Annotated in this window: 20 protein-coding genes; 17 read left to right on the top strand and 3 right to left on the bottom strand. The window is 69.0% G+C overall.

The window, feature by feature from the left end; all coding sequences use genetic code 11:
- The first annotated feature begins 66 nt into the window (after positions 1 to 66).
- Genes AC1P0E_RS26075 through AC1P0E_RS26055 form a run of 5 tightly spaced genes read left to right on the top strand, consistent with a single transcriptional unit; the run spans position 67 to position 5,350 of the window.
- Positions 67 to 1,752 (top strand): CocE/NonD family hydrolase, encoded by a 1,686-nt coding sequence (locus AC1P0E_RS26075; protein WP_482744538.1) that lies wholly within the window; start codon positions 67 to 69, stop codon positions 1,750 to 1,752.
- Positions 1,749 to 2,699 (top strand): ABC transporter permease, encoded by a 951-nt coding sequence (locus AC1P0E_RS26070; RefSeq protein WP_482744537.1) that lies wholly within the window; start codon positions 1,749 to 1,751, stop codon positions 2,697 to 2,699. Before AC1P0E_RS26075 ends, AC1P0E_RS26070 begins: the two co-directional genes overlap by 4 nt.
- Complete coding sequence (locus AC1P0E_RS26065; protein ID WP_482744536.1) at positions 2,696 to 3,577, top strand: ABC transporter permease; 882 nt, start codon at positions 2,696 to 2,698, stop codon at positions 3,575 to 3,577. Before AC1P0E_RS26070 ends, AC1P0E_RS26065 begins: the two co-directional genes overlap by 4 nt.
- The gene (locus AC1P0E_RS26060) at positions 3,574 to 4,569 is read left to right on the top strand and encodes an ABC transporter ATP-binding protein (protein ID WP_482744535.1); all 996 of its coding nucleotides are present in this window, start codon (positions 3,574 to 3,576) and stop codon (positions 4,567 to 4,569) included. Before AC1P0E_RS26065 ends, AC1P0E_RS26060 begins: the two co-directional genes overlap by 4 nt.
- Positions 4,562 to 5,350: an ABC transporter ATP-binding protein gene (locus AC1P0E_RS26055; protein WP_482744534.1), complete on the top strand. Its 789-nt coding sequence runs from the start codon at positions 4,562 to 4,564 to the stop codon at positions 5,348 to 5,350. Before AC1P0E_RS26060 ends, AC1P0E_RS26055 begins: the two co-directional genes overlap by 8 nt.
- A 157-nt stretch (positions 5,351 to 5,507) precedes the next feature.
- On the opposite strand, the gene AC1P0E_RS26050 is transcribed toward AC1P0E_RS26055, so the two are convergent.
- Positions 5,508 to 6,956 carry an amidase gene (locus AC1P0E_RS26050; RefSeq protein WP_482744533.1) on the bottom strand — a complete coding sequence of 483 codons (1,449 nt, stop codon included), beginning with the start codon at positions 6,954 to 6,956 and terminating at the stop codon, positions 5,508 to 5,510.
- A gap of 31 nt (positions 6,957 to 6,987) precedes the next feature.
- On the bottom strand, positions 6,988 to 8,634 hold the full coding sequence (locus AC1P0E_RS26045; protein WP_482744532.1) for an ABC transporter substrate-binding protein: 1,647 nt from the start codon (positions 8,632 to 8,634) through the stop codon (positions 6,988 to 6,990).
- Between the two features lie 423 nt (positions 8,635 to 9,057).
- Here AC1P0E_RS26045 and AC1P0E_RS26040 point away from each other — a divergent pair, with 423 nt between their 5' ends.
- Positions 9,058 to 9,519, top strand: a complete 462-nt coding sequence (locus tag AC1P0E_RS26040) for a DUF3237 domain-containing protein (RefSeq protein WP_482744531.1) — start codon at positions 9,058 to 9,060, stop codon at positions 9,517 to 9,519.
- A gap of 49 nt (positions 9,520 to 9,568) precedes the next feature.
- On the opposite strand, the gene AC1P0E_RS26035 is transcribed toward AC1P0E_RS26040, so the two are convergent.
- On the bottom strand, positions 9,569 to 10,024 hold the full coding sequence (locus AC1P0E_RS26035) for a MarR family winged helix-turn-helix transcriptional regulator (protein WP_482744530.1): 456 nt from the start codon (positions 10,022 to 10,024) through the stop codon (positions 9,569 to 9,571).
- Between the two features lie 159 nt (positions 10,025 to 10,183).
- On the opposite strand from AC1P0E_RS26035, the gene AC1P0E_RS26030 reads away from it, so the two are divergent.
- The 11 genes from AC1P0E_RS26030 (at position 10,184) to AC1P0E_RS25980 (ending at position 18,885) form a co-directional block, all read left to right on the top strand.
- On the top strand, positions 10,184 to 11,104 hold the full coding sequence (locus AC1P0E_RS26030) for an SDR family oxidoreductase (protein ID WP_482744529.1): 921 nt from the start codon (positions 10,184 to 10,186) through the stop codon (positions 11,102 to 11,104).
- A 1-nt stretch (position 11,105) separates the two neighbouring features.
- Positions 11,106 to 11,993 (top strand): amidohydrolase family protein, encoded by an 888-nt coding sequence (locus tag AC1P0E_RS26025; protein WP_482744528.1) that lies wholly within the window; start codon positions 11,106 to 11,108, stop codon positions 11,991 to 11,993.
- 10 nt (positions 11,994 to 12,003) lie between these two features.
- Positions 12,004 to 13,566: an acyl-CoA synthetase gene (locus AC1P0E_RS26020; protein ID WP_482744527.1), complete on the top strand. Its 1,563-nt coding sequence runs from the start codon at positions 12,004 to 12,006 to the stop codon at positions 13,564 to 13,566.
- Between the two features lie 39 nt (positions 13,567 to 13,605).
- Entirely contained in the window at positions 13,606 to 14,064 is a 459-nt protein-coding gene (locus AC1P0E_RS26015; protein ID WP_482744526.1) for a MaoC family dehydratase, read from the top strand.
- Positions 14,065 to 14,238: 174 nt separating this feature from the next.
- Positions 14,239 to 14,412, top strand: a complete 174-nt coding sequence (locus AC1P0E_RS26010; protein ID WP_170198261.1) for a hypothetical protein — start codon at positions 14,239 to 14,241, stop codon at positions 14,410 to 14,412.
- A gap of 143 nt (positions 14,413 to 14,555) precedes the next feature.
- Entirely contained in the window at positions 14,556 to 15,575 is a 1,020-nt protein-coding gene (locus tag AC1P0E_RS26005; RefSeq protein ID WP_482744525.1) for a methyltransferase, read from the top strand.
- Positions 15,572 to 16,531, top strand: a complete 960-nt coding sequence (locus AC1P0E_RS26000) for a phosphotransferase family protein (protein WP_482744524.1) — start codon at positions 15,572 to 15,574, stop codon at positions 16,529 to 16,531. The genes AC1P0E_RS26005 and AC1P0E_RS26000 overlap by 4 nt, the downstream gene beginning before the upstream one ends.
- Positions 16,528 to 17,385: a T3SS effector HopA1 family protein gene (locus tag AC1P0E_RS25995; protein WP_482744523.1), complete on the top strand. Its 858-nt coding sequence runs from the start codon at positions 16,528 to 16,530 to the stop codon at positions 17,383 to 17,385. The genes AC1P0E_RS26000 and AC1P0E_RS25995 overlap by 4 nt, the downstream gene beginning before the upstream one ends.
- On the top strand, positions 17,382 to 17,990 hold the full coding sequence (locus AC1P0E_RS25990) for a flavoprotein (protein WP_482744522.1): 609 nt from the start codon (positions 17,382 to 17,384) through the stop codon (positions 17,988 to 17,990). The genes AC1P0E_RS25995 and AC1P0E_RS25990 overlap by 4 nt, the downstream gene beginning before the upstream one ends.
- Complete coding sequence (locus AC1P0E_RS25985) at positions 17,987 to 18,457, top strand: ester cyclase (RefSeq protein ID WP_482744521.1); 471 nt, start codon at positions 17,987 to 17,989, stop codon at positions 18,455 to 18,457. Before AC1P0E_RS25990 ends, AC1P0E_RS25985 begins: the two co-directional genes overlap by 4 nt.
- On the top strand, positions 18,454 to 18,885 hold the full coding sequence (locus tag AC1P0E_RS25980; RefSeq protein WP_482744520.1) for an ester cyclase: 432 nt from the start codon (positions 18,454 to 18,456) through the stop codon (positions 18,883 to 18,885). The genes AC1P0E_RS25985 and AC1P0E_RS25980 overlap by 4 nt, the downstream gene beginning before the upstream one ends.
- The last annotated feature ends 44 nt before the right edge of the window (positions 18,886 to 18,929 follow it).

Genomic DNA, 18,929 nt, shown 5'->3' with positions numbered 1-18,929 from the left:
GGTCTTTGAGATGCAACGCTGTTATATCACATTGTTTTCTCAAAGTTCCTTCTGTGTGGAGGGCCCGTGAGCCTTGCCGTTGAGCGCGTAACTCCCCAGCCCGTCCCTCAAGACGCGCAGCAGCACATGGTCCGGATGCGGGACGGAGTGATGCTGGCCACCGACGTCTACGGCGCCGGCCCCGAACCCGCCCCGGCCGTGCTCGTCCGGCTGCCGTACGACAAGAACAGCCGATACGTCTTCTTCGAGAAGGCCGCGCAGCGGTTCACGGCGCGCGGCTACGTGATGGTGGTCCAGGACGTCCGCGGCAAGTTCCGCTCGCAGGGCGGCACGCTGGGCTGGACCGGCGAGGTGGACGACGGGTACGACACCATCGAGTGGATCACGCGTCAGCCGTGGTCCAACGGGCTCGTGGGAATGTTCGGCGACTCGTACTACGGCTTCACCCAGTGGTCGGCGGTCTCCAGCCAGCACCCCGCCCTCCGCGCGATCGTCCCCCGGGTGACGTGCACCAACAACGCCCCTGGTGTGGCCAGTTACGACGTCGGGTCCGGCCGGCAGCCCCTGTGGCTGGAGGGCGCCGACTATCAGGCGCACGTCTGGATGGACAACGACAGCTACGAGTTCGACCCCGACCTCACCAAGCGCCCCCTGATCGCGGCGTACGAGGAGGCGTTCGAGGCCGCGGGAAAACGCTCGGCGGGCTTCGACCTCGTCGTCGGCGGCATCCGCCTGCCCCCGTACAACGGACCGCATCCCTACGACGCGCGTCCCGTTCCCGTCCTGCACTGTGTGGGCTGGTTCGACAATCTCGGCATCGCCCACATGCGTGACTACACCGAACTGGACCGCCGCCCCGGCTGGGCGGCGGTCCAGTACCTGATCGCCGACACGACCGACCACGAGAACTACTTCCTGGAGAACGCCCCGGTGTCCCCGGAGACGGATCACCTGGCCAACGAGGCCGCTCTCGACCGCATGCTCGACACGTACACCGGCCCGGCACTGGAGTTCTTCGAGGTCTTCCTGAAGGGCTCCGCCCGGCCGGAGTCGCTTCCGCGCGTGCGGTGGAAGCTCGCACACGTCGGCTGGCGTACGTCGACGGCCTGGCCTCCTCCGGAGGCGACAGGGATCGAGCTGTACCTGGGGGATGCGGGAGCCGCGACCGGCCCGGTGCCCGGCGGCCGGCTCACCGCCGCCCCGGCGCCGGGCGCCGAGTCCGTGGAGTGGCGGTACGACCCGGACGACCTGGTGCCGTCCGCCGTAACGGACACCTTCATGGTGTTGCGCGACCACCCCGACGAGCGCCGCACGGCGGACCGGGACGACGTACTCGTCTTCACGGGACCGGCCTGCGACGCCCCGCTCGACCTGGCCGGTCCCGTACACGCGGTGCTGCATGTCGACAGCACGGCGCCCACGTTCGACGTTTTCGTCCGGCTCCTCGACCTCGCCCCGGACGGCGCGGCACGACTGATCGTCCGCGGCTGTGTCCAGGCGGACGCGCCGGGCGAGGTGGAGATCGCTCTCGGCCACACCGGTTACCGGATGCGCCCGGGCCACCGTCTCGCGCTGATGGTGACCGGCAGCGACTTCCCGAACCACCTGCCCAACTCCGGTACGCACGAGGACCCTTGGCTGACGACCACGCCCAAGGCGAGCGTCCAGAGGCTTCGTACCGGATCCGGCCGTCCGTCGCGCCTGCGCCTCACCGTCCTGCCCGGAAGCGGCACGGGCGGTGATCCGCGATGACGCTCCGGTTCGTCGCCACCCGACTGGCCACCCTCGTGGTGACCGTCCTCGCCTCCAGCCTGGCGATCTACGGCGCCATGTTCCTGACGCCGGGCGACCCCGCCACACTGCTCGTCGGCGGCAGCCGGAACCCCGACCCGGCCGTGCTGGACCGGATCCACCGCGAATACCACCTGGACGATCCGTTCCTCGAGGGCTATTGGCACTGGCTGAGCGGCTGTCTTCAGGGGGACTTCGGGAAATCCCTCGTATACCGCGACACCGTCGCCAGTCTCATCGGCGCACGCGCGGGCGACACCCTCGCACTCGTCGCCTACGCCTCCGTCCTGGTGCTCGTCGCCGGCACGCTCATCGGCACCGTCGCCGCACTGCGCGGCGGCCGGACCGAAATGCTGGCCACGACACTCACGGCGGGCGCGATGGCGGTCCCGACCTTCATCATGTCGGTCCTGCTCATCTGGGTGTTCGCCGTCCAGTTGCCGTGGTTCCCGGTGTACGGCTCGGGCGAGGGGTTCACCGGTACGGTCTCGCACCTGACGCTGCCGGCCCTCGGGCTGGCGGTGACCTGGGTCGGTTACGTCGCCCAGGTCACCAGGACCGCCGTACGCGCGGAGATGCGCTCGGAGCACGTGGACACCGCCCGCAGCCGCGGCGTACCCGAAGCGACCGTGATCAGACGGCACGTGCTGCACAACGCCTCCGGCCCGGTCTTCGCGGTGTCCGGCGTCGGTATCGCAGGCCTCATCGCCACTGCCGCCGTCGCCGAGCAGGCGTTCGGGACCGGTGGTCTCGGAGCCCTCATGATCGAGGCGGCGTCCAAGCAGGACATGGCCGTGGTCCAGGCCGTGTCACTGGTCTTCGTGGTCGCGTTCGTCGTCATCAACACCGTCGTCGACCTGGTCAGCACCGCACTCGACCCGCGAGCCGCGCGGAAGGGGACCCGATGAGCACCACCCTGTTCGGCCGCACCGCCCGTATCCCCCGCCCCAAGACCCGGCCCCGGGCCCGGACCGGACTCACACGCCACCATGTGACCCTCGGTGCCGCGTGCGTGATCGCCCTGTTCGTCCTGCTCGCGGCGCTGGGCCCACTGATCGCCCCGCACGACCCGAACGCCGTCGATCCGCTGGGCGTCAACGCCGGACCTTCCGGAGCCCACCTGCTCGGCACCGACGACACCGGACGCGACATCCTGTCCAGGCTCATCTGCGGTACCCGCTCCAGCCTCGCCGCCCCTGCTGTGGTGATCCTGGTATCCACCACCCTCGGCACCCTGCTGGCGCTGGCCGCCGCCTGGACCGGGGGGTGGCTCGACCGGTTGGTCTCCGGCGCCCTGGACGTCGTGTTCGGATTCCCCGGCCTGATCATGGCTGTGCTCGCCGCCGCCGTCTTCGGGGCGGGCCTCACCGCGCCGATCGTGGCCCTGTCGATCGCCTACCTGCCACTGATCACGCGCGTCGTGCGTTCGGCCGCGCTCAAGGAACGCAATCTGCCGTACGTCGCCGCGCTCCAGCTCCTCGGGGCTCCCACCCGTCGCATCTGGTTCCGGCACCTCCTGCCGAACCTGCTGCCCCTCGTCCTCGTCCAGGCCACCATCGGTTTCGGGTACGCCCTTCTCGACGTGGCGGCAATCTCGTTCCTCGGGCTCGGCAGCCAGCCACCGGACCCCGAATGGGGGCTCATGGTGTCCAACGGGGCCCCCTCGATCCTCGCCGGCCAACCCCAGCAGTCGCTGTACGCGGGCCTCGTCATCCTGGTGGTGGTGGTCGCGTTCAACCTGCTGGGAACGGGGCTGTCCCGACGCCTGCTCGGAGAAGACGCATGACATCATCACCGCTGCTCCACATCAACGGGCTGAGGATCGACCTGCCCCTCGACGGGACCACGCGGACCGTCGTCCACCGCGCGGATGTGAGTATCGCCGAAGGGCTGGCCGTCGCCCTGGTCGGCGAGTCCGGATCGGGAAAGTCGCTGACGGCCCGTTCCATCCTGCGACTGCTGCCGGAGGGCGCCCGTACGCACGGGGAGTTGCTGTTCGCGGGCGAGTCCGTGCCGGACATGACCCGGGAACGGCTGCGTGAGTTCCGCGCGGGCGACGTCGCCATGGTGTTCCAGGACCCGCGCGCTCACATCAACCCCGCACGCAGCGTGGGCGACTTCCTGGTGGAGGGCCTGACGACCGCGCGCGGTGTCCCCACCGCCGAGGCCGTCGCCAAGGTCACGAGCATCCTGCGGGAAGTCGGTATCGGCGATGCCGAACGGCGCATGCGACAACGGCCCCACGAGTTGTCCGGCGGCCTGCTGCAACGCGTGATGATCGCCGCCGCGCTGGCCGCCGAACCCCGGCTGCTGCTCGCCGACGAGCCGACCACCGCGCTCGACGTGACCACGCAGGAGGAGGTGATGGCCATCATCGGCGAGGCCCGTGAAGCCCGCGGCCTCTCCATGCTGTTCATCACGCACGACCTGGAACTGGCCGCCGCCGTGTGCGACCGGGTCGTGGTGATGTACGCGGGTACGACCGTCGAGGAGCTTCCGGCCACCTTGCTGCGCCACCACGCCGCGCATCCGTACACGCGCGCCCTGCTCGCCTCCCGGCCGGCCGTCGGCGACACGCACACCGAGCTGCGCGCCATCGCCGGCAGGCCACTGTCCGGCTTCGAAGTACCCCCGGGGTGCGCGTTCAGCGACCGATGCCCCGGTGTGCAGGAGCTGTGCCGCAGCGACCGGCCGCGACCGCGTTCTGCCGGCGAGTCCACAGCGGCCTGCCACTTTCCCCACACGCTCTCGCCCGAGGAGGTCGGCAGGCATGCTTGAGGTACGGAAACTGCGCAAGGTCTTCGGCGATTTCATCGCCGTCGAGGACGTCACGTTCTCTCTTCCCGAGCAGGGATCGCTGGCGGTCGTCGGCGAGTCGGGATCCGGCAAGACAACCACCGCACGCATGATCGCCGGACTCGAAGCACCCAGCAGAGGGCAGATCGTCGTTGCGGGAAGCGAGCGCCGGCGCGGACGCGTACGGGCGAAGGAGCGGCGAGCCCGTGGCCGGCAGATCCAGATGGTGTTTCAGGACCCCTACTCCTCGCTCGACCGGCGCCAGCGGGTCTGCGACGCCGTCGCGGAGGCGGTCATGCTGCACCGCGATCTGCCGGCGGACGCACTGCGGGCCCGTGTCTCGGAACTGTTCGACATGGTCGGGCTGGACGACCGCCAGGCGAGGTCTCTGCCGAAGGCGCTGTCCGGCGGCCAGCGTCAACGCGTCGCCATCGCACGCGCGTTGGCCGCCGAACCTCGGGTGCTGATCCTGGACGAGGCGATCGCGGCGCTCGACGTGTCGATCCAGGCTCAGATTCTGGGCCTGCTGGCGCATATCCGGGCGAGTACGGGGACAGCCCTGCTGTTCATCACGCACGACCTCGGCGCCGTCCGGCACGTCAGTGAGGAAGTCCTGGTGATGCGGGCCGGGAAAGTCGTCGAGTACGGCCCGATCACATCCGTCCTCGACCAGCCGCAGGACGCGTACACGCGGCGCCTCATCGAGTCCATCCCCAAGCCGGGCTGGAAGCCGCGCAGAAGGACGCAGCGGGCTGCCGCCTGAGCGGGGCCGTCACAGACGCTTGTCCGGGCCGGGGGGCCGGACAAGCGTCTTGGCATGCGTGGTCTCGCCATGCTCCGGCACCGGAAACAGCCCCGCCCCCTCGGCAGCCCGGAGGCTGCCGAGGGGGCGGACGTACGCGCCGCGGCCGACGTCCGGCTCAGCCGGCGTGGGACCAGGACAGTGACGGGCGGGGGCGGTCCGCCCGGGCTTCGATCGCCGTGGCCGCGTGGAACAGCAGGTTCTCGCGGAAGCGTCCGCCGATCAGCTGTACGCCGGACGGAAGGCCGTCCCTGATGCCCGTCGGTACCGAGATCGCCGGGAATCCGAGCACCGGGACAGCCTGCATGGGCCACTGCGCGGCGAGCAGTTCCCGTACGCGGCCGTCGCCGGCGAGGTCCGCGTCCTGTTCGAACGGGCGCTCCGCCGACACGGGTGTCAGCAGGAGCCGCTCGCCGCCGAGATACTGCTGGAGACGGGTGATGAGGGTCCCGCGCCGCGCGTATCCCTTGATGTAGGCGTCCAGCGTCGGGCGCTCGCCCCATGTCTCGGCGGCGGCGGCGAACGAGGACGCGAGGGACACCCTCACCGTGTCGTCACCGAACCGTTCGATCTCCGGCATCATCGTGCGCAGCTCCTCGTACAGCAGCAGCGACCACAGCTGGGCCGCCTCGCCCAGCAGCGGCAGTTCGACCTCCTCCACCTCGTAGCCGGCCTCACTGAGCCAGCCGGCGGCGTCGTCGATGGCTGCCTCCACGGCGGCGTGGGACTTGGCCAGCCCGACATCGCGGACGACCGCGACCTTCACCGGGCGCGGTTCACCGAGCGGCGGGCGCATCGGCAGGCCGACCGGATCGCTCAGGTCCGGTGTCACCATGGCGTGCAAGGCCAGTCGTACGTCGTCGACCGTCCAGCCCATCGGACCGTGCACCGCCATGGTCTGGAAGGAGAGCGGAGCGTCGAATTCCCCTCCCGCGCCCGGTTCGGAGGCGGAGATGAGGCCGGTCGTGGGCCGCAGGCCGACCACGCCGCAGCAGTACGCCGGAAACCTGAGGGAACCGCCGATGTCGTTGCCCTGGGCGATCGGCACCATCCCGGACGCGATCGCGGCGGCGGCGCCGCCGGAGGACCCGCCCGGGCCATGTGCGCTGCTCCACGGGTTGAGCGTCTTGCCGTGCAGGTCGTTGCCGGTGAACCACCGTACGCCGAACGCCGGGCTGTTGCTGCGGCCCATGAGGTTCGCGCCCGCCCCGCGCAGCGCCGCCACGCAGGCCGCGTCCTGCGGAGCGACGGCGTCGGCCCACGCCGGGACGCCGTGCGAGCTGGCGTAACCGCGCTGCGCGGTATTGATCTTCGTGGAGACCGGCACCCCGTGCAGCGGCTCCAGCGCCTCACCGGCGGCGACCGCCTTGTCCGCCGCCGCGGCCTGGGCGAGCGCCTCCTCGGGGCGGACGTCCACGAGCGCGTTGACGGCCGGGTTCGTTTCGTCGATCCGCTGCAGGAAGGCCTGCGCGACCTCGGTCGCGGAGAAGACCCTGTCGCGGATTCCGGCTGCCAGCTCAGCGGCTGAGCGGTCCCACAGCGGCTTCTCGCCCGGGGTGTTGGTCATCGTTTTCTCCTGAGATATGAGGGGGCGCGGGTCACTTCTTGGTGCCGCCGATGTAAGCGGCCCACGGCATACCGGTGTAGGCGAAGGAGGTGGGCGCGCCGCTGATGCGCTTGCTCATGAACATCCGTTCGTGAGTGCTGGCGAGGTAGACCACCGGGACGTCGGGGGTGAACAGGGCCTGGGCCTCGGTGTACGCCTTGGCCGACGCGGCGGGGTCCGAGGCCGTACGTGCCTGCTCGAGCAGCCGGGTCACGTCTGCGTTCTCGTAGTTCGTCCAGTTGAACAGCCCCCGTGGAGTGACCATCTCGGACACGTAGGACGACGGGTCCGGCATGCCGACGTAACCGAAGGTGAGAACCAGGTCGATGCCCTGGCGGATCGACGGATCGTAGAAGAGCGAGGACATCTCGGTGGGCTGAAGCTGCCGGATCCGTATGTCCACGCCCAGCTTCTTGGCGGCGGCCTGGATGAACGTCAGAGTCTGCAGTCCCTTCTGGTCGCCCGCCGGGATCGCCGCGACCAGGGGCCGTGGCACGGAACCCACTTGGTCCATCAGCTTCTTGGCCCGCTCCAGGTCGGGCTTCGGTACAGCCGGCAGCGCTTCGTACGCGGCGTCGAACCGGTCGGCGGCAGGATCGCCGCGCCAGGTGAGCGGCGGTACGAGCGACTTCAGGGTGGTGGCATCGCCACCGAACACGTTCTTGATCAGCGCGTTCCGGTCCACGGCGAGTGACAGTGCGTCCAGGAGCCGGCGGTCCGCGGCGGGGGACTTGCCGCTGCCGGGAATCAGCAGCACGTTCTGGGTGGACGGCCCGAGGTACGTCGCGCCGCTTTGTGCCGTGGCGAGCGCCGTGGCGCTGCTGGGCGGCAGCTCGTACGTGCCGTCCACCTCGCCGGAGAGAAGTGCGCTGGTGAGCGTGTTGCTGTTGGTGATGAACTTGAAGACGACCTGGCCGGCCTTCGGCTTGAGCCGGGAGTCCCAGTAGGCGTCATTGCGTTCAAGGGTGATGCTGTCGCCGGGCTTCCAGGACGCCAGCTCGAACGGTCCGGTGCACATGAGTCCGCCCTTGGCGGTGCCGTAGGCGGCGCCGGCCTTCTCGGCGTACGACTGCTGACTGACCGCGCCGAACGAGGTCGACAGCGCCTTGGGCAGGGTCTGGTCGTACGTCTTGGTGCGCAGTGTCACCTGGTGGGGCCCCGTGGCCTTGATCGACGTCACCGCGGACAGGTAGTTCCCGTACAGCGCCTGCGTCTTGGGGTCTCGCTGCCGTTCCAGGCTGTGGACCACGTCCGCCGGTGTCATGCGGGAGCCGTCCCAGAACTTCACGCCGGCGCGGAGATCGAGCACCAGGGTGCGCTTGTCGGTCCACGTCGCCTTCCGGGCCAGGCCGGGACTCAGGGAGAAGTCCGCGTTCATCCGCATCAGGGTGTCGCAGAGGTTCGCTCCGACCGTCTGGGGCGAGTAGTCGCCGACTTTCGCCGGGTCAAGGGTCGTCGGCTCCCCGTAAGGCAGCGCCCAGGTGACGCGATCGACGGCGGCGGTACCGGGCGGGGTGGTGGTGGTGAGCCGAGGGGGCCGGGGCGTGCCGTTGCCTCCGCTGGGCGCGGACGTGCAGGACGCTGTGGCCAGCAGACCCACGCTGATGAGCACCGTCAGCACCTGTCTTCTTGCAGCCATGGCTGATGCTCCTTGCCGGAGGAAGGGAGGGAGAGGGGCGCTCGCCGTCGAGGTGGAAGAGTGGCGGCAAGCCGTCATAAACGAACGTCATATAACGTTGTTGCATGACACGCTTGCACCTGGCGGGCAAACGAGTCAAGACCCTGAGCCGTCTTCTCCGGGGATACGGCCGGGCCCGCCACGAAGGGGGTGGCGCAGCCGCGCAGCGACCGGTAACTTCTCCGTCCACCCGCCCTGCCGCGCCGGGCGGCCAGGCGCCACCGAGCCGCGACGCGGCTTCTGAGCAGCGACGATGCCCTGCCAAGGCAGAGCGAGCTGCCGTATTGAGCAGCTGACCCCTGTTACGCGCCCCTGCTCCTGGGGCGCACCCTCGCCCAACGCCGGCGAGCGCTAAGCACCCCACCCACCGAACGGAGTCCCACCATGTCCTTCACTCCTGCTCTCGTCTTCGCGTTCGAGATTCGAGCCCACGTCACCGAGACACTCCACATCGGCCACGGGGATGGGGAGAAGACCGAGTTCACCCCCATCGTCGGAGGCAGCGTGGAGGGACCGCTCCTGCGCGGAGAGGTGCTGGCGGGCGGGGGCGACTGGAGCAGCACCCGGGGCGAGGTCTGCGAACTCGACGCGCGCTACCTCATCCGGGCCGACGACGGCGCGGTGATCGACATCGCCAACCGCGGCTTCTACCGGCCGAAGGCGGACAGCCCTGACCAGTACGACGAAGACCTCCAGGTCTCCGAAGCCGGTCACTACTACCGCACGTCCCCGGTCTTCCGGACGGACGCGCCCGCCCACCGGTGGCTCGCCGAGACGGTGTTCGTGGGACTCGCTCGCCCCGAGGGCGAGGACGTAGTCGCCATTCGCATGTACGCGGTCCAGTAGGGACGTTACGCCGGTGAACGGCGACCCGGGGGGCGGGCGTGTGCCCGGGTCAGGACAGCGCCCGCCACGCACGGTTCAAGGTGTCGCGGAACCGGGCGATCTCCTCATGACTGAGATCCCCGACCATCCGTTCCTCGAGCCGCCGCGCCGGCTCCGCGTACTCGGCCAGCAGCCGACGGCCCGCGTCGGTGAGGAGGACGATCTTCTCGCGGCGGTTGTAGGGGTTGGGCTCGCGGCGGATCACACCGCGGCCCTCCAGAGTGCGGACCATGTCGGCCATGGACTGCGCCGTGACGAACGAGTCACGGGCGAGCTGTGCGCCGGACAGTCCGTCGTGGCGCTCCAGGACCGTAAGGGCCGTGTACTGAAGCGCCGTGATGCCGGCCGGTTTGAGCAGCTCTTCGAGCCGCGCGCGGATCACCAGTTCGGACCGCTTGACCAGATAGAGCAGCGAGGGACTTGCCGCCGCCCCTCTCGCCGTCACGGCCTCCGCAGGTCTCTCCACGCCACGCCTCCACGAGTCACCAACCGGGTTTTCAGTGCGCCCACCCTAGGCCATTGACAGGAATCCTGAGAATCGACAACACTCCGGACTATCAGGATTCCTGTTGATTGCTTGGGCGGTCCACCGTGTCCGCACGCCCATCCACAGACCACCAGAGAGGTGCAAGAAATGGACCTGCACGGGAAAGTCGCCGTCGTCACCGGGAGCGGACGCGGGCTCGGCCTGGGTTACGCTCGGGCCCTCGCCGGGGCCGGAGCCGCGGTCGTCGTCAACGACGTCGACCGCGACGTGGTCGACGCCGCCGTCGCCGCCATCACCTCGGCAGGCGGCAAGGCCACCGGTGTCGTAGCCGCGGTCGGCGACAGCGAGGCGGCCGAGCAGCTGGTCGAGACGGCGGTGCGGGAATTCGGACGCCTGGACGTGCTCGTCACCAACGCGGGCATCCTTCGCGACCGCGTGCTGTGGAAGATGACCGACGAGGACTTCGACGCCGTCGTGAAGGTTCACCTGCGCGGTACGTTCACATGCGCCCGGGCAGCCGCGGTCCGGATGCGGGAGCAGGCGACCGGGGGCCGCATCGTCCTCATCTCCTCCCCGGCCGGCCAGCGGGGCAACTTCGGCCAGACCAACTACGCCGCCGCCAAGGCCGGCATCGTCGCGATGGCGCGGACCTGGGCCATGGAGCTGGCCAAGGCCGACATCACCGTCAACGCCGTCGTTCCCGTCGCTGCCACTGAGATGACCAGGACCATTCCGGCCTTCGCGCCGGTCATCGCCGAATCCGAGCGCACCGGCGACCCACTGCCGGACTGGCTGCGCAAGGACGAGGGCCTGGGTACGGTCGAGGACGTCGCCGGACTGATCACCTTCCTCGCCTCGGACTCCTCCAAGGGCGTCACCGGGCAGGCCATCGGCGTCGGTGGCGACCGACTGGCCCTGTGGGCCCACCCCAAGGAGAAGACGGTCGCCTTCACCGCCGGCGGCTGGAACGCCGACGCGATCGCCGCGCAGTGGCACGACGGCGTCGGCTCCGAGCCGGAGACCTACGGCATCCCGGCCCCCAAGGCACCGGAGGCCTGAGATGAGCGACCTCGCCCTCGACCTCGACAACCTGACCGCCATCGACGTACACACCCATGCGGAGATCTCCAAGGACGGCCACGGAGCGTTGAGCCCGGAGCTGTTCGGCGCCTCCGAGAAGTACTTCAAAGCCCATGGCCACCGGCAGCCGACGATCGACGAGATGGCCGCCCACTACCGCGAACGCCACATGGCCGCAGTGGTGTTCACCGTGGACGCCGAGCACGCCACCGGGCACCCGCGCATCGCCAACGAGGAGATCGCCGAAAGCTGCGCCGCCCACCCCGACGTACTCATCCCCTTCGCCAGTGTCGATCCGCACAAGGGCCGGGCCGGCGTGCGCGAAGCCCGCCGCCTGGTGGAGGAGCACGGCGTACGCGGCTTCAAGTTCCACCCCAGCATCCAGGCCTTCGCCCCGAACGATCCGCTCGCCTACCCGCTGTACGAGGCCATCGAGGAACTGGGCGTACCCGCGCTGTTCCACACCGGTCAGACCGGCATCGGTGCCGGCGTCCCCGGTGGCGGCGGCATCCGTCTGAAGTACTCCAACCCCATGCTGGTCGACGATGTCGCCGTTGACTTCCCGCAGTTGCGGATCATCCTGGCCCACCCGTCCTTCCCCTGGCAGGACGAGGCGCTGGCGGTGGCCACCCACAAGCCGCACGTGTACATCGACCTGTCCGGCTGGTCACCGAAGTACTTCCCGCCGCAGCTGGTGCGGTACGCCAACACGCTCCTCAAGGACAAGGTCCTCTTCGGCTCCGACTACCCCGTCATCACCCCCGACCGGTGGCTGGCGGACTTCGACAAGCTGGACATCAAGCCCGAAGTCCGGCCGAAGATCCTCAAGGACAACGCCGCCCGCCTGCTCGGCCTGCTGAAGGACTGAAGGAGTCGCCGTGTTGAACCAAGGCATCGGCTCCTGGCCGGCGCGCCGGGCCCGCAAGACCCCGGAGCGGGTCGCCGTCGTACACGAGGACCGTACGTGGACGTACCGGGACCTGAACCAGCGGGTTCTGCGCCTGGCCCACGCTCTGCGCGCCCTGGGCACGGGCCGTGGCGACCGGGTCGCGTATCTCGGCCCCAACCACCCGGCCTTCCTCGAAACGCTGTTCGCCGCCGGCGCGCTCGGTGCGGTATTCGTCCCGCTCAACACCCGTCTGACAGCACCGGAGTTGGCCTACAACCTCACCGACTCGGGCAGCACCGTCCTCGTCCACGCGCCCGAACAGTCCGAGGTCGCCGGTGCGGCCGCCGCCGAGGCGGGAGTGCGCCACCGCGTAGCTCTCGACGGAGCCGGGGCCGAGGGCGGGGCCATCGGCTACGAAGACCTGCTCGCCGGCGGCGGAACCGAACCGCTGGACGAGACCGTCGCCCAGGACGACCCCTGCATGATCATGTACACCTCCGGGACCACGGGCCGCCCCAAGGGCGCCGTCCTCTCCCACGCCAACATCGTCTGGAACAGCGTCAACGTCCTCGTCGACACCGACCTGGCCGGCGACGAGGTCACGCTGGCCGTCGCCCCGCTGTTCCACACCGCGGGGCTGAACATGACATGCCTGCCCACCTTCCTCAAGGGCGGCCGCGTGGTGCTGCTCGGCGCCTTCGACCCCGACCGCGTACTGGAGCTCATCGAGACCCGGCGCGTGACCTGCATGTTCGGCGTTCCCACCATGTACGACGCCATGGCCGCCCGGCCGCGGTGGGCGGACACGGACCTGTCCAGCCTGCGTACGCTCAACTGCGGCGGCGCACCGGTCCCCGCGCGCACCATCGCCGCCTACCTGGCCCGTGACCTGGCCTTCAGTCAGGGTTACGGCCTGACCGAGGCGTCGCCCGGAGTCCTCTACCTGGACCGGGAGCAGACCTCGGCCAAGGCCGGTTCCGCGGGCGTACCGCACTTCTTCACCGACACCCGCGTGGTACTGCCCGACGGCCGCGAGGCCGCACCGGAGCAGAGCGGCGAAATCCTGGTCAGCGGCCCCAACGTCATGACGGGTTACTGGCGCCGCCCGGACGACACCTCAGCAGCCTTCACCGACGACGGCTGGCTGCGCACCGGCGACGTCGCCCGGACCGACGGCGACGGTTACGCCTACATCGTCGACCGGGTCAAGGACATGTTCGTCTCGGGAGGGGAGAACGTCTACCCGGCCGAGGTCGAGAACGCGATCCTGAGCCACCCCGCCGTCGGCGAGTGCGCGGTCATCGGTGTCCCCGACGAGGTCTGGGGCGAAGTCGGCCGCGCGGTCGTCGTCCTCAGTCCGGGCGCCGCCACGGACTCCGGCGCCGCCGAGGGCGACATCCTCGGCCACCTGCGGGGGCGGCTCGCCAAGTACAAGATCCCGAAGTCCGTCGTCTTCACCGGCTCTCTTCCCCGTACGGCCTCCGGAAAGATCGTCAAACCCGCCGTGCGGGACACCTACGCCGACGGACCCACGGGCCGCACCAGTCCGTGATCGGCCCCCATCTCTTCCACGCCATCGAAAGGCACTGCCATGCCCACCACCGCCAACGGCCTCGACGAGCTCAAGTCCCTCAGCGGAGCCGACCTCGGCCGCACAGGCTGGCGAGAGATCACCCAGGACCGGGTGAACACCTTCGCCGACGCCACCGATGACCACCAATGGATCCACACCGACCCGGAGAAGGCCAAGAAGGGGCCTTTCGGCGGCCCCATAGCCCACGGCTACCTGACGCTGTCCCTGATCATCCCGCTCTTCACCGAGCTGCTGGACATCACCGGTGTCTCCATGAGCGTCAACTACGGCTTGGACAAGGTTCGTTTCCCGAGCCCCGTGCCGGTCGGCGCAAAGATCCGCCTGCACGGCGCGGTCGGCTCTGTGGAGGAGGTGAAGGGCAACGGCGTACAGATGCGGCTGACCTTCACAGTGGAAGTCGAGGGCAGCGACAAGCCCGCCTGCGTGGCCGAGGCGCTCTACCGCCACTACGCCTGACGTACCTCATGTCGGCTGACCTGCGCATATGACACCTCTGAGGCCCCCGTGCGTCGCTGGAGGGGCAGCTGCGCGACGGCAGATTGTTTGAATCCGACCTGTGTCCCTGATCAGAGACATTCGTGCCGTGGCCTCCTTTGGCCGGAGCACAGTCCTCGATGGAAGGAACTGACCATGCAGGCAATTCAGACGGACATCACGAACTTGGAAGCTCTCTTCGGTGACATGGAGGAGCAGCTTGACGGGATGACTGAGCCGGTCAGCATCAACGACAACGACGGAATGGTCATGACGACCCTCCCGTGCGCGGGCACCGCGACCCGTATATCCGTCGTCCGCAAGTGCTGACCACTGACTGGTAGCAGGTAGCAGGTAGCGAACGGTTGGCCGGACCCGTTGGACCGGGTCCGGTCAGCTCTTCAACAACGGCTCGCAGCCGGTGACGCACGCCCGTGGGGCGGGGTTGCCGGTGTGGGAAGGGATATTGGTCCGTGTCAGTAGAGGCGAGCAGCGACCAGCTGTTGCAGATGGCAGATCTCATCACCCCCATGGCCTTGCGTGTCGCCGCCACACTCCACCTGGCCGACCATGTCGCCGCGGGGGTCGATACGGTCCCTGCCCTGGCCCGTGCCACGGGGTGTCTTGGACGGCCGTTGGGGAAGGTGATGGACCACTTGGCCGCTCTCGGCGTCATGCGTTGCGACCAGGGCCGGTATGCGCTCAACGACCTCGCCACCCCGCTGCTGAGTGAGTGGGACGAACTCGGCATCCGCCCCATGTTCGACCTCGACAACATCGCCGGGCGTACGGAGATGTCGATCACGCACCTTCTGCACACCGTGCGGACGGGGCAGGCGGCATATGAGGGGGCGCGGGGGAGGACCGTGTGGGACGACCTCAACGAGACTTCCGTACCCGTGGCCGGGCTTGAGGCGTTCGAAAGGAACACGGCGAGCTTCGGTTCCGAACTCGTCATCGACGGCTACGAGTGGTCCGCGGTGAACAGCGTGGTGGATGTGGGGGGAAACAGCGGCGCGCTCCTCCAAGCCCTCCTTGAAGCCCATCCGCATCTCCACGGCACTCTCCTCGACCTCCCCAAATTCGCGGACATGGCCGCCCACAACCTGCGTGAGGCGGGGCTCGGCGAGCGGTCAACGGTGGTGGGCGCCAGCTTCTTCGACCCTCTGCCGACAGGGAAGGACGTCTACCTCCTGTCCGCCATCCTCGCCGACTGGAGTGATGAGCAGGCGGTCGACATTTTGCGGAACTGCGCCACCGCGGCCGGCCCCGCCGGACGCGTCCTTCTGGCCGAGATCCATCTGGCGCCACCCGTGGAGGGGGATGCGGTGGAGCGGTCCATGGCGGCCCTGTGGATCGAGGCGAGTATGGGACATCCGGACCGCACCGTCGACGACCTGAAGTCCCTCGGCAGGGCCGCCGGGCTCGACGTGACCGGACAGGCGCGAGTGTCGGAGGTGCGTTCGGTGATCGAGTTCAAGGCAGTTCGTTGACCGGTGACATCCTCGGCAACCGGCCTCATGTGCGGCGCCGGGTCGAGTCGGGGGTGAACGTGGTGGTGAAGAACCACCGCGCGGACGGGGAGGTGACCCGGCGCGGTCTGTTCGTCGAGGCAGCCCTCCAATCCGCGGCCGCCGCCTGCTACCCGGCGGAGGCGACCGCGCCGGTGGCAGCCCCGTTGTCGTGTACCAGTGACTGCCTCACTACGGCCTTCTACGCCGAACAAACGCTGGACGCGCTTCTCGACTCCCCCGGCACCCTCAACATGGCCGCGGCGGCGGCGGGCAGGGCCGTCGGGGAGTTGCACGGGCAGGATATGTCGGGGGACGAGTGGGCGTGGCTGCCGAAGGCGGCGGGGGAACATCCACCGCTGGATCCGATCCCCGTACGCTCTCTTGGTGAACTCTCTGCCGGAACAGTTGATTTGGCGGCGCGTATCCACCACCACGGCTTCGACGTACTTCTCGCTGACACCCTCGACGCGGTGGAGGACCGGCAGGTCTTCCTGCACGGCGACTTGAAGTTCGACAACATCCTGGCCACCGCTGACGGGACGGTCGTACGTCTCATCGACTGGGAGTGCGCTGGCCGGGGCATGCCCGAACACGATCTGGGCGCCCTGGCCGGTTCCCTCCTCACCGAGACGATCCGGCGCGCCGTTGTCCGGGAGGCGGGTGGTGAGGCGCGGGAGTTGCTGGAGCGCGTGGACGAGGGGACGCAGAAGGCGTGGTCGGCGATTGCCGCCTTCCTCACCGCCTACCGCACCGTTTCGTCCGCCCCCGGTGTGGACCCGCGCCGCATGGCCCATATGACCGCCTACGCCCTCCTGTGCCGCGCACTGTCGTATACGCAGACGACCTTCGAGTTCGACCGGCTGCCCAAACTGCTGGTGAAGGTCGCCTCCAACATGGCCGCACGGCCGCACGTATTCCTTGGGAGGTTCACATGACAGCCGCGGTCATTTCACGGATCCTGAACACCCCCGACGTGCTGGACGACCTCGCAGCCAGGGAGGAGGCGGAGGCAAGGGGGGAGATATACCGGCGCTTCCACCTCGCCGGCACCGTCCCCGCGGACGCCGGCCATGGCGACGACGCAACCCTGCTGGACACGGCCCGTGCATGCTTGGCCGACCGCTACCGGTCCTCCACCGGCTGGACGTACCATGCCGCCCTCGGCGACGGGCGGTGGGTGTTGCGGCGCGATGACGGCCTGACCGTGACCGCCGCGTTCGGCGACATCGAGAGGGTGGACGCCGGGCGGGTAACGCTGCGGCTGCCCGGTCTGGAGCCCGGGGTCATGAACGGCTGGCTTTGGTTTCACGGCCGTAACCGGCCCGGAGACGACGAAGACCTGACCGTTCGCATCTACCTGTCGCTGCCCGGACAGGAGCGGGGGCGGTGGTGGAGCGCCTTGGTGGCCCGCCTCGACGAACTGGCGTACGTGTTCTCCTCCAAAATCATCCGCCGTGCGGCGGAACGCGGCCGGCCCGACGGCGTCGTGCTGTACTGCCGTCCCCATGATCTCCCCGGCCTCCTCACGGAGACCGCGCGAGTGCTGCCGGCCGCCGAGTTGGGTGCCCACACTGCCGGATTCGCCGTCGCCGTGTCCGAGGGGGTCAGTGTGGCGGTGCCCCAGGAGGGCGAGGACCCGCAGGCGAGTATGGGCATGCGCCGCGCCGAGACGATCGTGAAGGCGCTGGCCGACGGCAGGCGTGGCGAAGAGGCGGTAGCCGAGGTGGCGCGCGTCCTGCAACTGCAGGACGCACAGGTCGCCGGCTTGCTGAGGGATGCCGGAATATGACCGGCACCGACCGGCCCCGCCGCCTGCTCTACATCGTCACCGGTGGCATCGCCGCGGCGGACAGCCCCATGTGGACGACCATTCTCCGTGAACACTTCCGGGCCGAGGTGCGCATCGTCCTCACCCGGCAGGCGTCCACGATGGTGTCCGCCCATGCCCTTTCGGCCATTAGCGGGCAGCGGGTCCACGGCCCGGAGTGGGACGATGACCAGAGTGGTGGAGCAGAGCACGTCCGACTGGCGGGCTGGGCGGACACGCTCCTTGTCTTCCCCGCCACTCTCAACTTCTGCGCCAAACTCGCCGCGGGGATCTCCGACGACCTCGCCACCTCCGTCATCCTTTCGGCAGGTACCACCGTCGTTCTGGCTCCGTCCATACCGACCGGCGCGGTGAACAAGCCGGCTACGCGCCGGATCCTGCAGACCCTCCACTCCGACGGATACGTCGTCGCGTCCTCCGGCAAGGCGCTCAGCGTCACCAGTGGGCAGGTGGAGGAGGGAGGGCCGGCGCCGATGGAGGACCTGATCAAGCTCCTCAGCCTCCACGGCCTGGGAAGCCCGGCACCGCGGAACATCAGCACCAAGGGATCGGAAAAGCGTAAATGACGTACAGAAACGCCGAGTTGATCCATGACTACGCCGAAACCATCTGGAACAAGGGGCAGATCGACCAGCTCGGCCGGTTCATGGCCCCCGATGTCCGCATGTACGGGCTCGGCGGGGAACCTCCCATCATCGGGCTGGAGACGCTGCGGCAGGAGACCGCGCGCTGGCGCGGCATGTACGCCGACGCGACGATGACGGTTTTGAGCACGGTGTCGGAGGACGACCGTGTCGCCTGGCACTGGACGCTCAGCGGAACCATTGCCGACACCGGCATGCTGATGCCGAACATGCGGCAGTTGGCGCGGGAAATACCGCAGTTGGCGCAGATATCGGTGGCCGGCATGACGATCAGTACCGTCCAGGACGGGAAGATCGTAGAAGAGACGACACAGAGTGACGTTGCGGAGTTCTTGAAGCAGATCGGCTACCCCACCCCGCAGATGCCGCAGGACGGTGGCCACGCATGAACCACACGGCCGACGATGTGCGGCGCATCGTTCATGACTATGCGCAGCGGGTGTGGAACGATCACGACACGTCCGCCGTCGCCGAATACGCCCCGGACGTGACGGAGTTCGGCGGGGACGAGAACGTCACCCAAGCCACCCGCGCCGAGCTGGTGGAACGCGTCGCCGACGTACTGACCCGCATCCCCGACCACCACCTGACCGTCGGACAGGTGATCGTTGAGGGCGAGCAGGTCGTGTGGGAATGGCGTCTGACCGGCACCTTCCACGACGACCGGGGCAGCTTCCCCGTCGATGCCAAGGGCTTCACCTACTGGCGGGTCCGGGACGGCAGGATTGTATTCCGTGACGGCGTCATGGACCTCATGGCCTGGGTCTGGCAGATCAAGGTGACCAACCGCCGCATCCGGCTCCTCATGCCCGTATGACGGTGTCGGCCGCGAAGGAGGGGACTGTGGAAGAGGCGGGGAAC

The organism is Streptomyces sp. TRD_SC_5, assembly GCF_056836825.1.
The sequence above is the reverse complement of the archived record's forward strand: the minus strand, read 5'-3'. Positions and strand labels throughout refer to the sequence as shown.

Excerpts from the sequence above, each read along its gene's own strand:
- AC1P0E_RS26070 (WP_482744537.1), top strand. The coding sequence starts at position 1,749 with ATGACGCTCCGGTTCGTCGCCACCCGACTGGCCACCCTCGTGGTGACC.
- AC1P0E_RS26065 (WP_482744536.1), top strand. The coding sequence starts at position 2,696 with ATGAGCACCACCCTGTTCGGCCGCACCGCCCGTATCCCCCGCCCCAAG.
- AC1P0E_RS26060 (WP_482744535.1), top strand. The coding sequence starts at position 3,574 with ATGACATCATCACCGCTGCTCCACATCAACGGGCTGAGGATCGACCTG.
- AC1P0E_RS26055 (WP_482744534.1), top strand. The coding sequence starts at position 4,562 with ATGCTTGAGGTACGGAAACTGCGCAAGGTCTTCGGCGATTTCATCGCC.
- AC1P0E_RS26050 (WP_482744533.1), bottom strand. The coding sequence starts at position 6,956 with ATGACCAACACCCCGGGCGAGAAGCCGCTGTGGGACCGCTCAGCCGCT.
- AC1P0E_RS26045 (WP_482744532.1), bottom strand. The coding sequence starts at position 8,634 with ATGGCTGCAAGAAGACAGGTGCTGACGGTGCTCATCAGCGTGGGTCTG.
- AC1P0E_RS26040 (WP_482744531.1), top strand. The coding sequence starts at position 9,058 with ATGTCCTTCACTCCTGCTCTCGTCTTCGCGTTCGAGATTCGAGCCCAC.
- AC1P0E_RS26025 (WP_482744528.1), top strand. The coding sequence starts at position 11,106 with ATGAGCGACCTCGCCCTCGACCTCGACAACCTGACCGCCATCGACGTA.
- AC1P0E_RS26015 (WP_482744526.1), top strand. The coding sequence starts at position 13,606 with ATGCCCACCACCGCCAACGGCCTCGACGAGCTCAAGTCCCTCAGCGGA.
- AC1P0E_RS26010 (WP_170198261.1), top strand. The coding sequence starts at position 14,239 with ATGCAGGCAATTCAGACGGACATCACGAACTTGGAAGCTCTCTTCGGT.
- AC1P0E_RS25995 (WP_482744523.1), top strand. The coding sequence starts at position 16,528 with ATGACAGCCGCGGTCATTTCACGGATCCTGAACACCCCCGACGTGCTG.
- AC1P0E_RS25990 (WP_482744522.1), top strand. The coding sequence starts at position 17,382 with ATGACCGGCACCGACCGGCCCCGCCGCCTGCTCTACATCGTCACCGGT.
- AC1P0E_RS25985 (WP_482744521.1), top strand. The coding sequence starts at position 17,987 with ATGACGTACAGAAACGCCGAGTTGATCCATGACTACGCCGAAACCATC.
- AC1P0E_RS25980 (WP_482744520.1), top strand. The coding sequence starts at position 18,454 with ATGAACCACACGGCCGACGATGTGCGGCGCATCGTTCATGACTATGCG.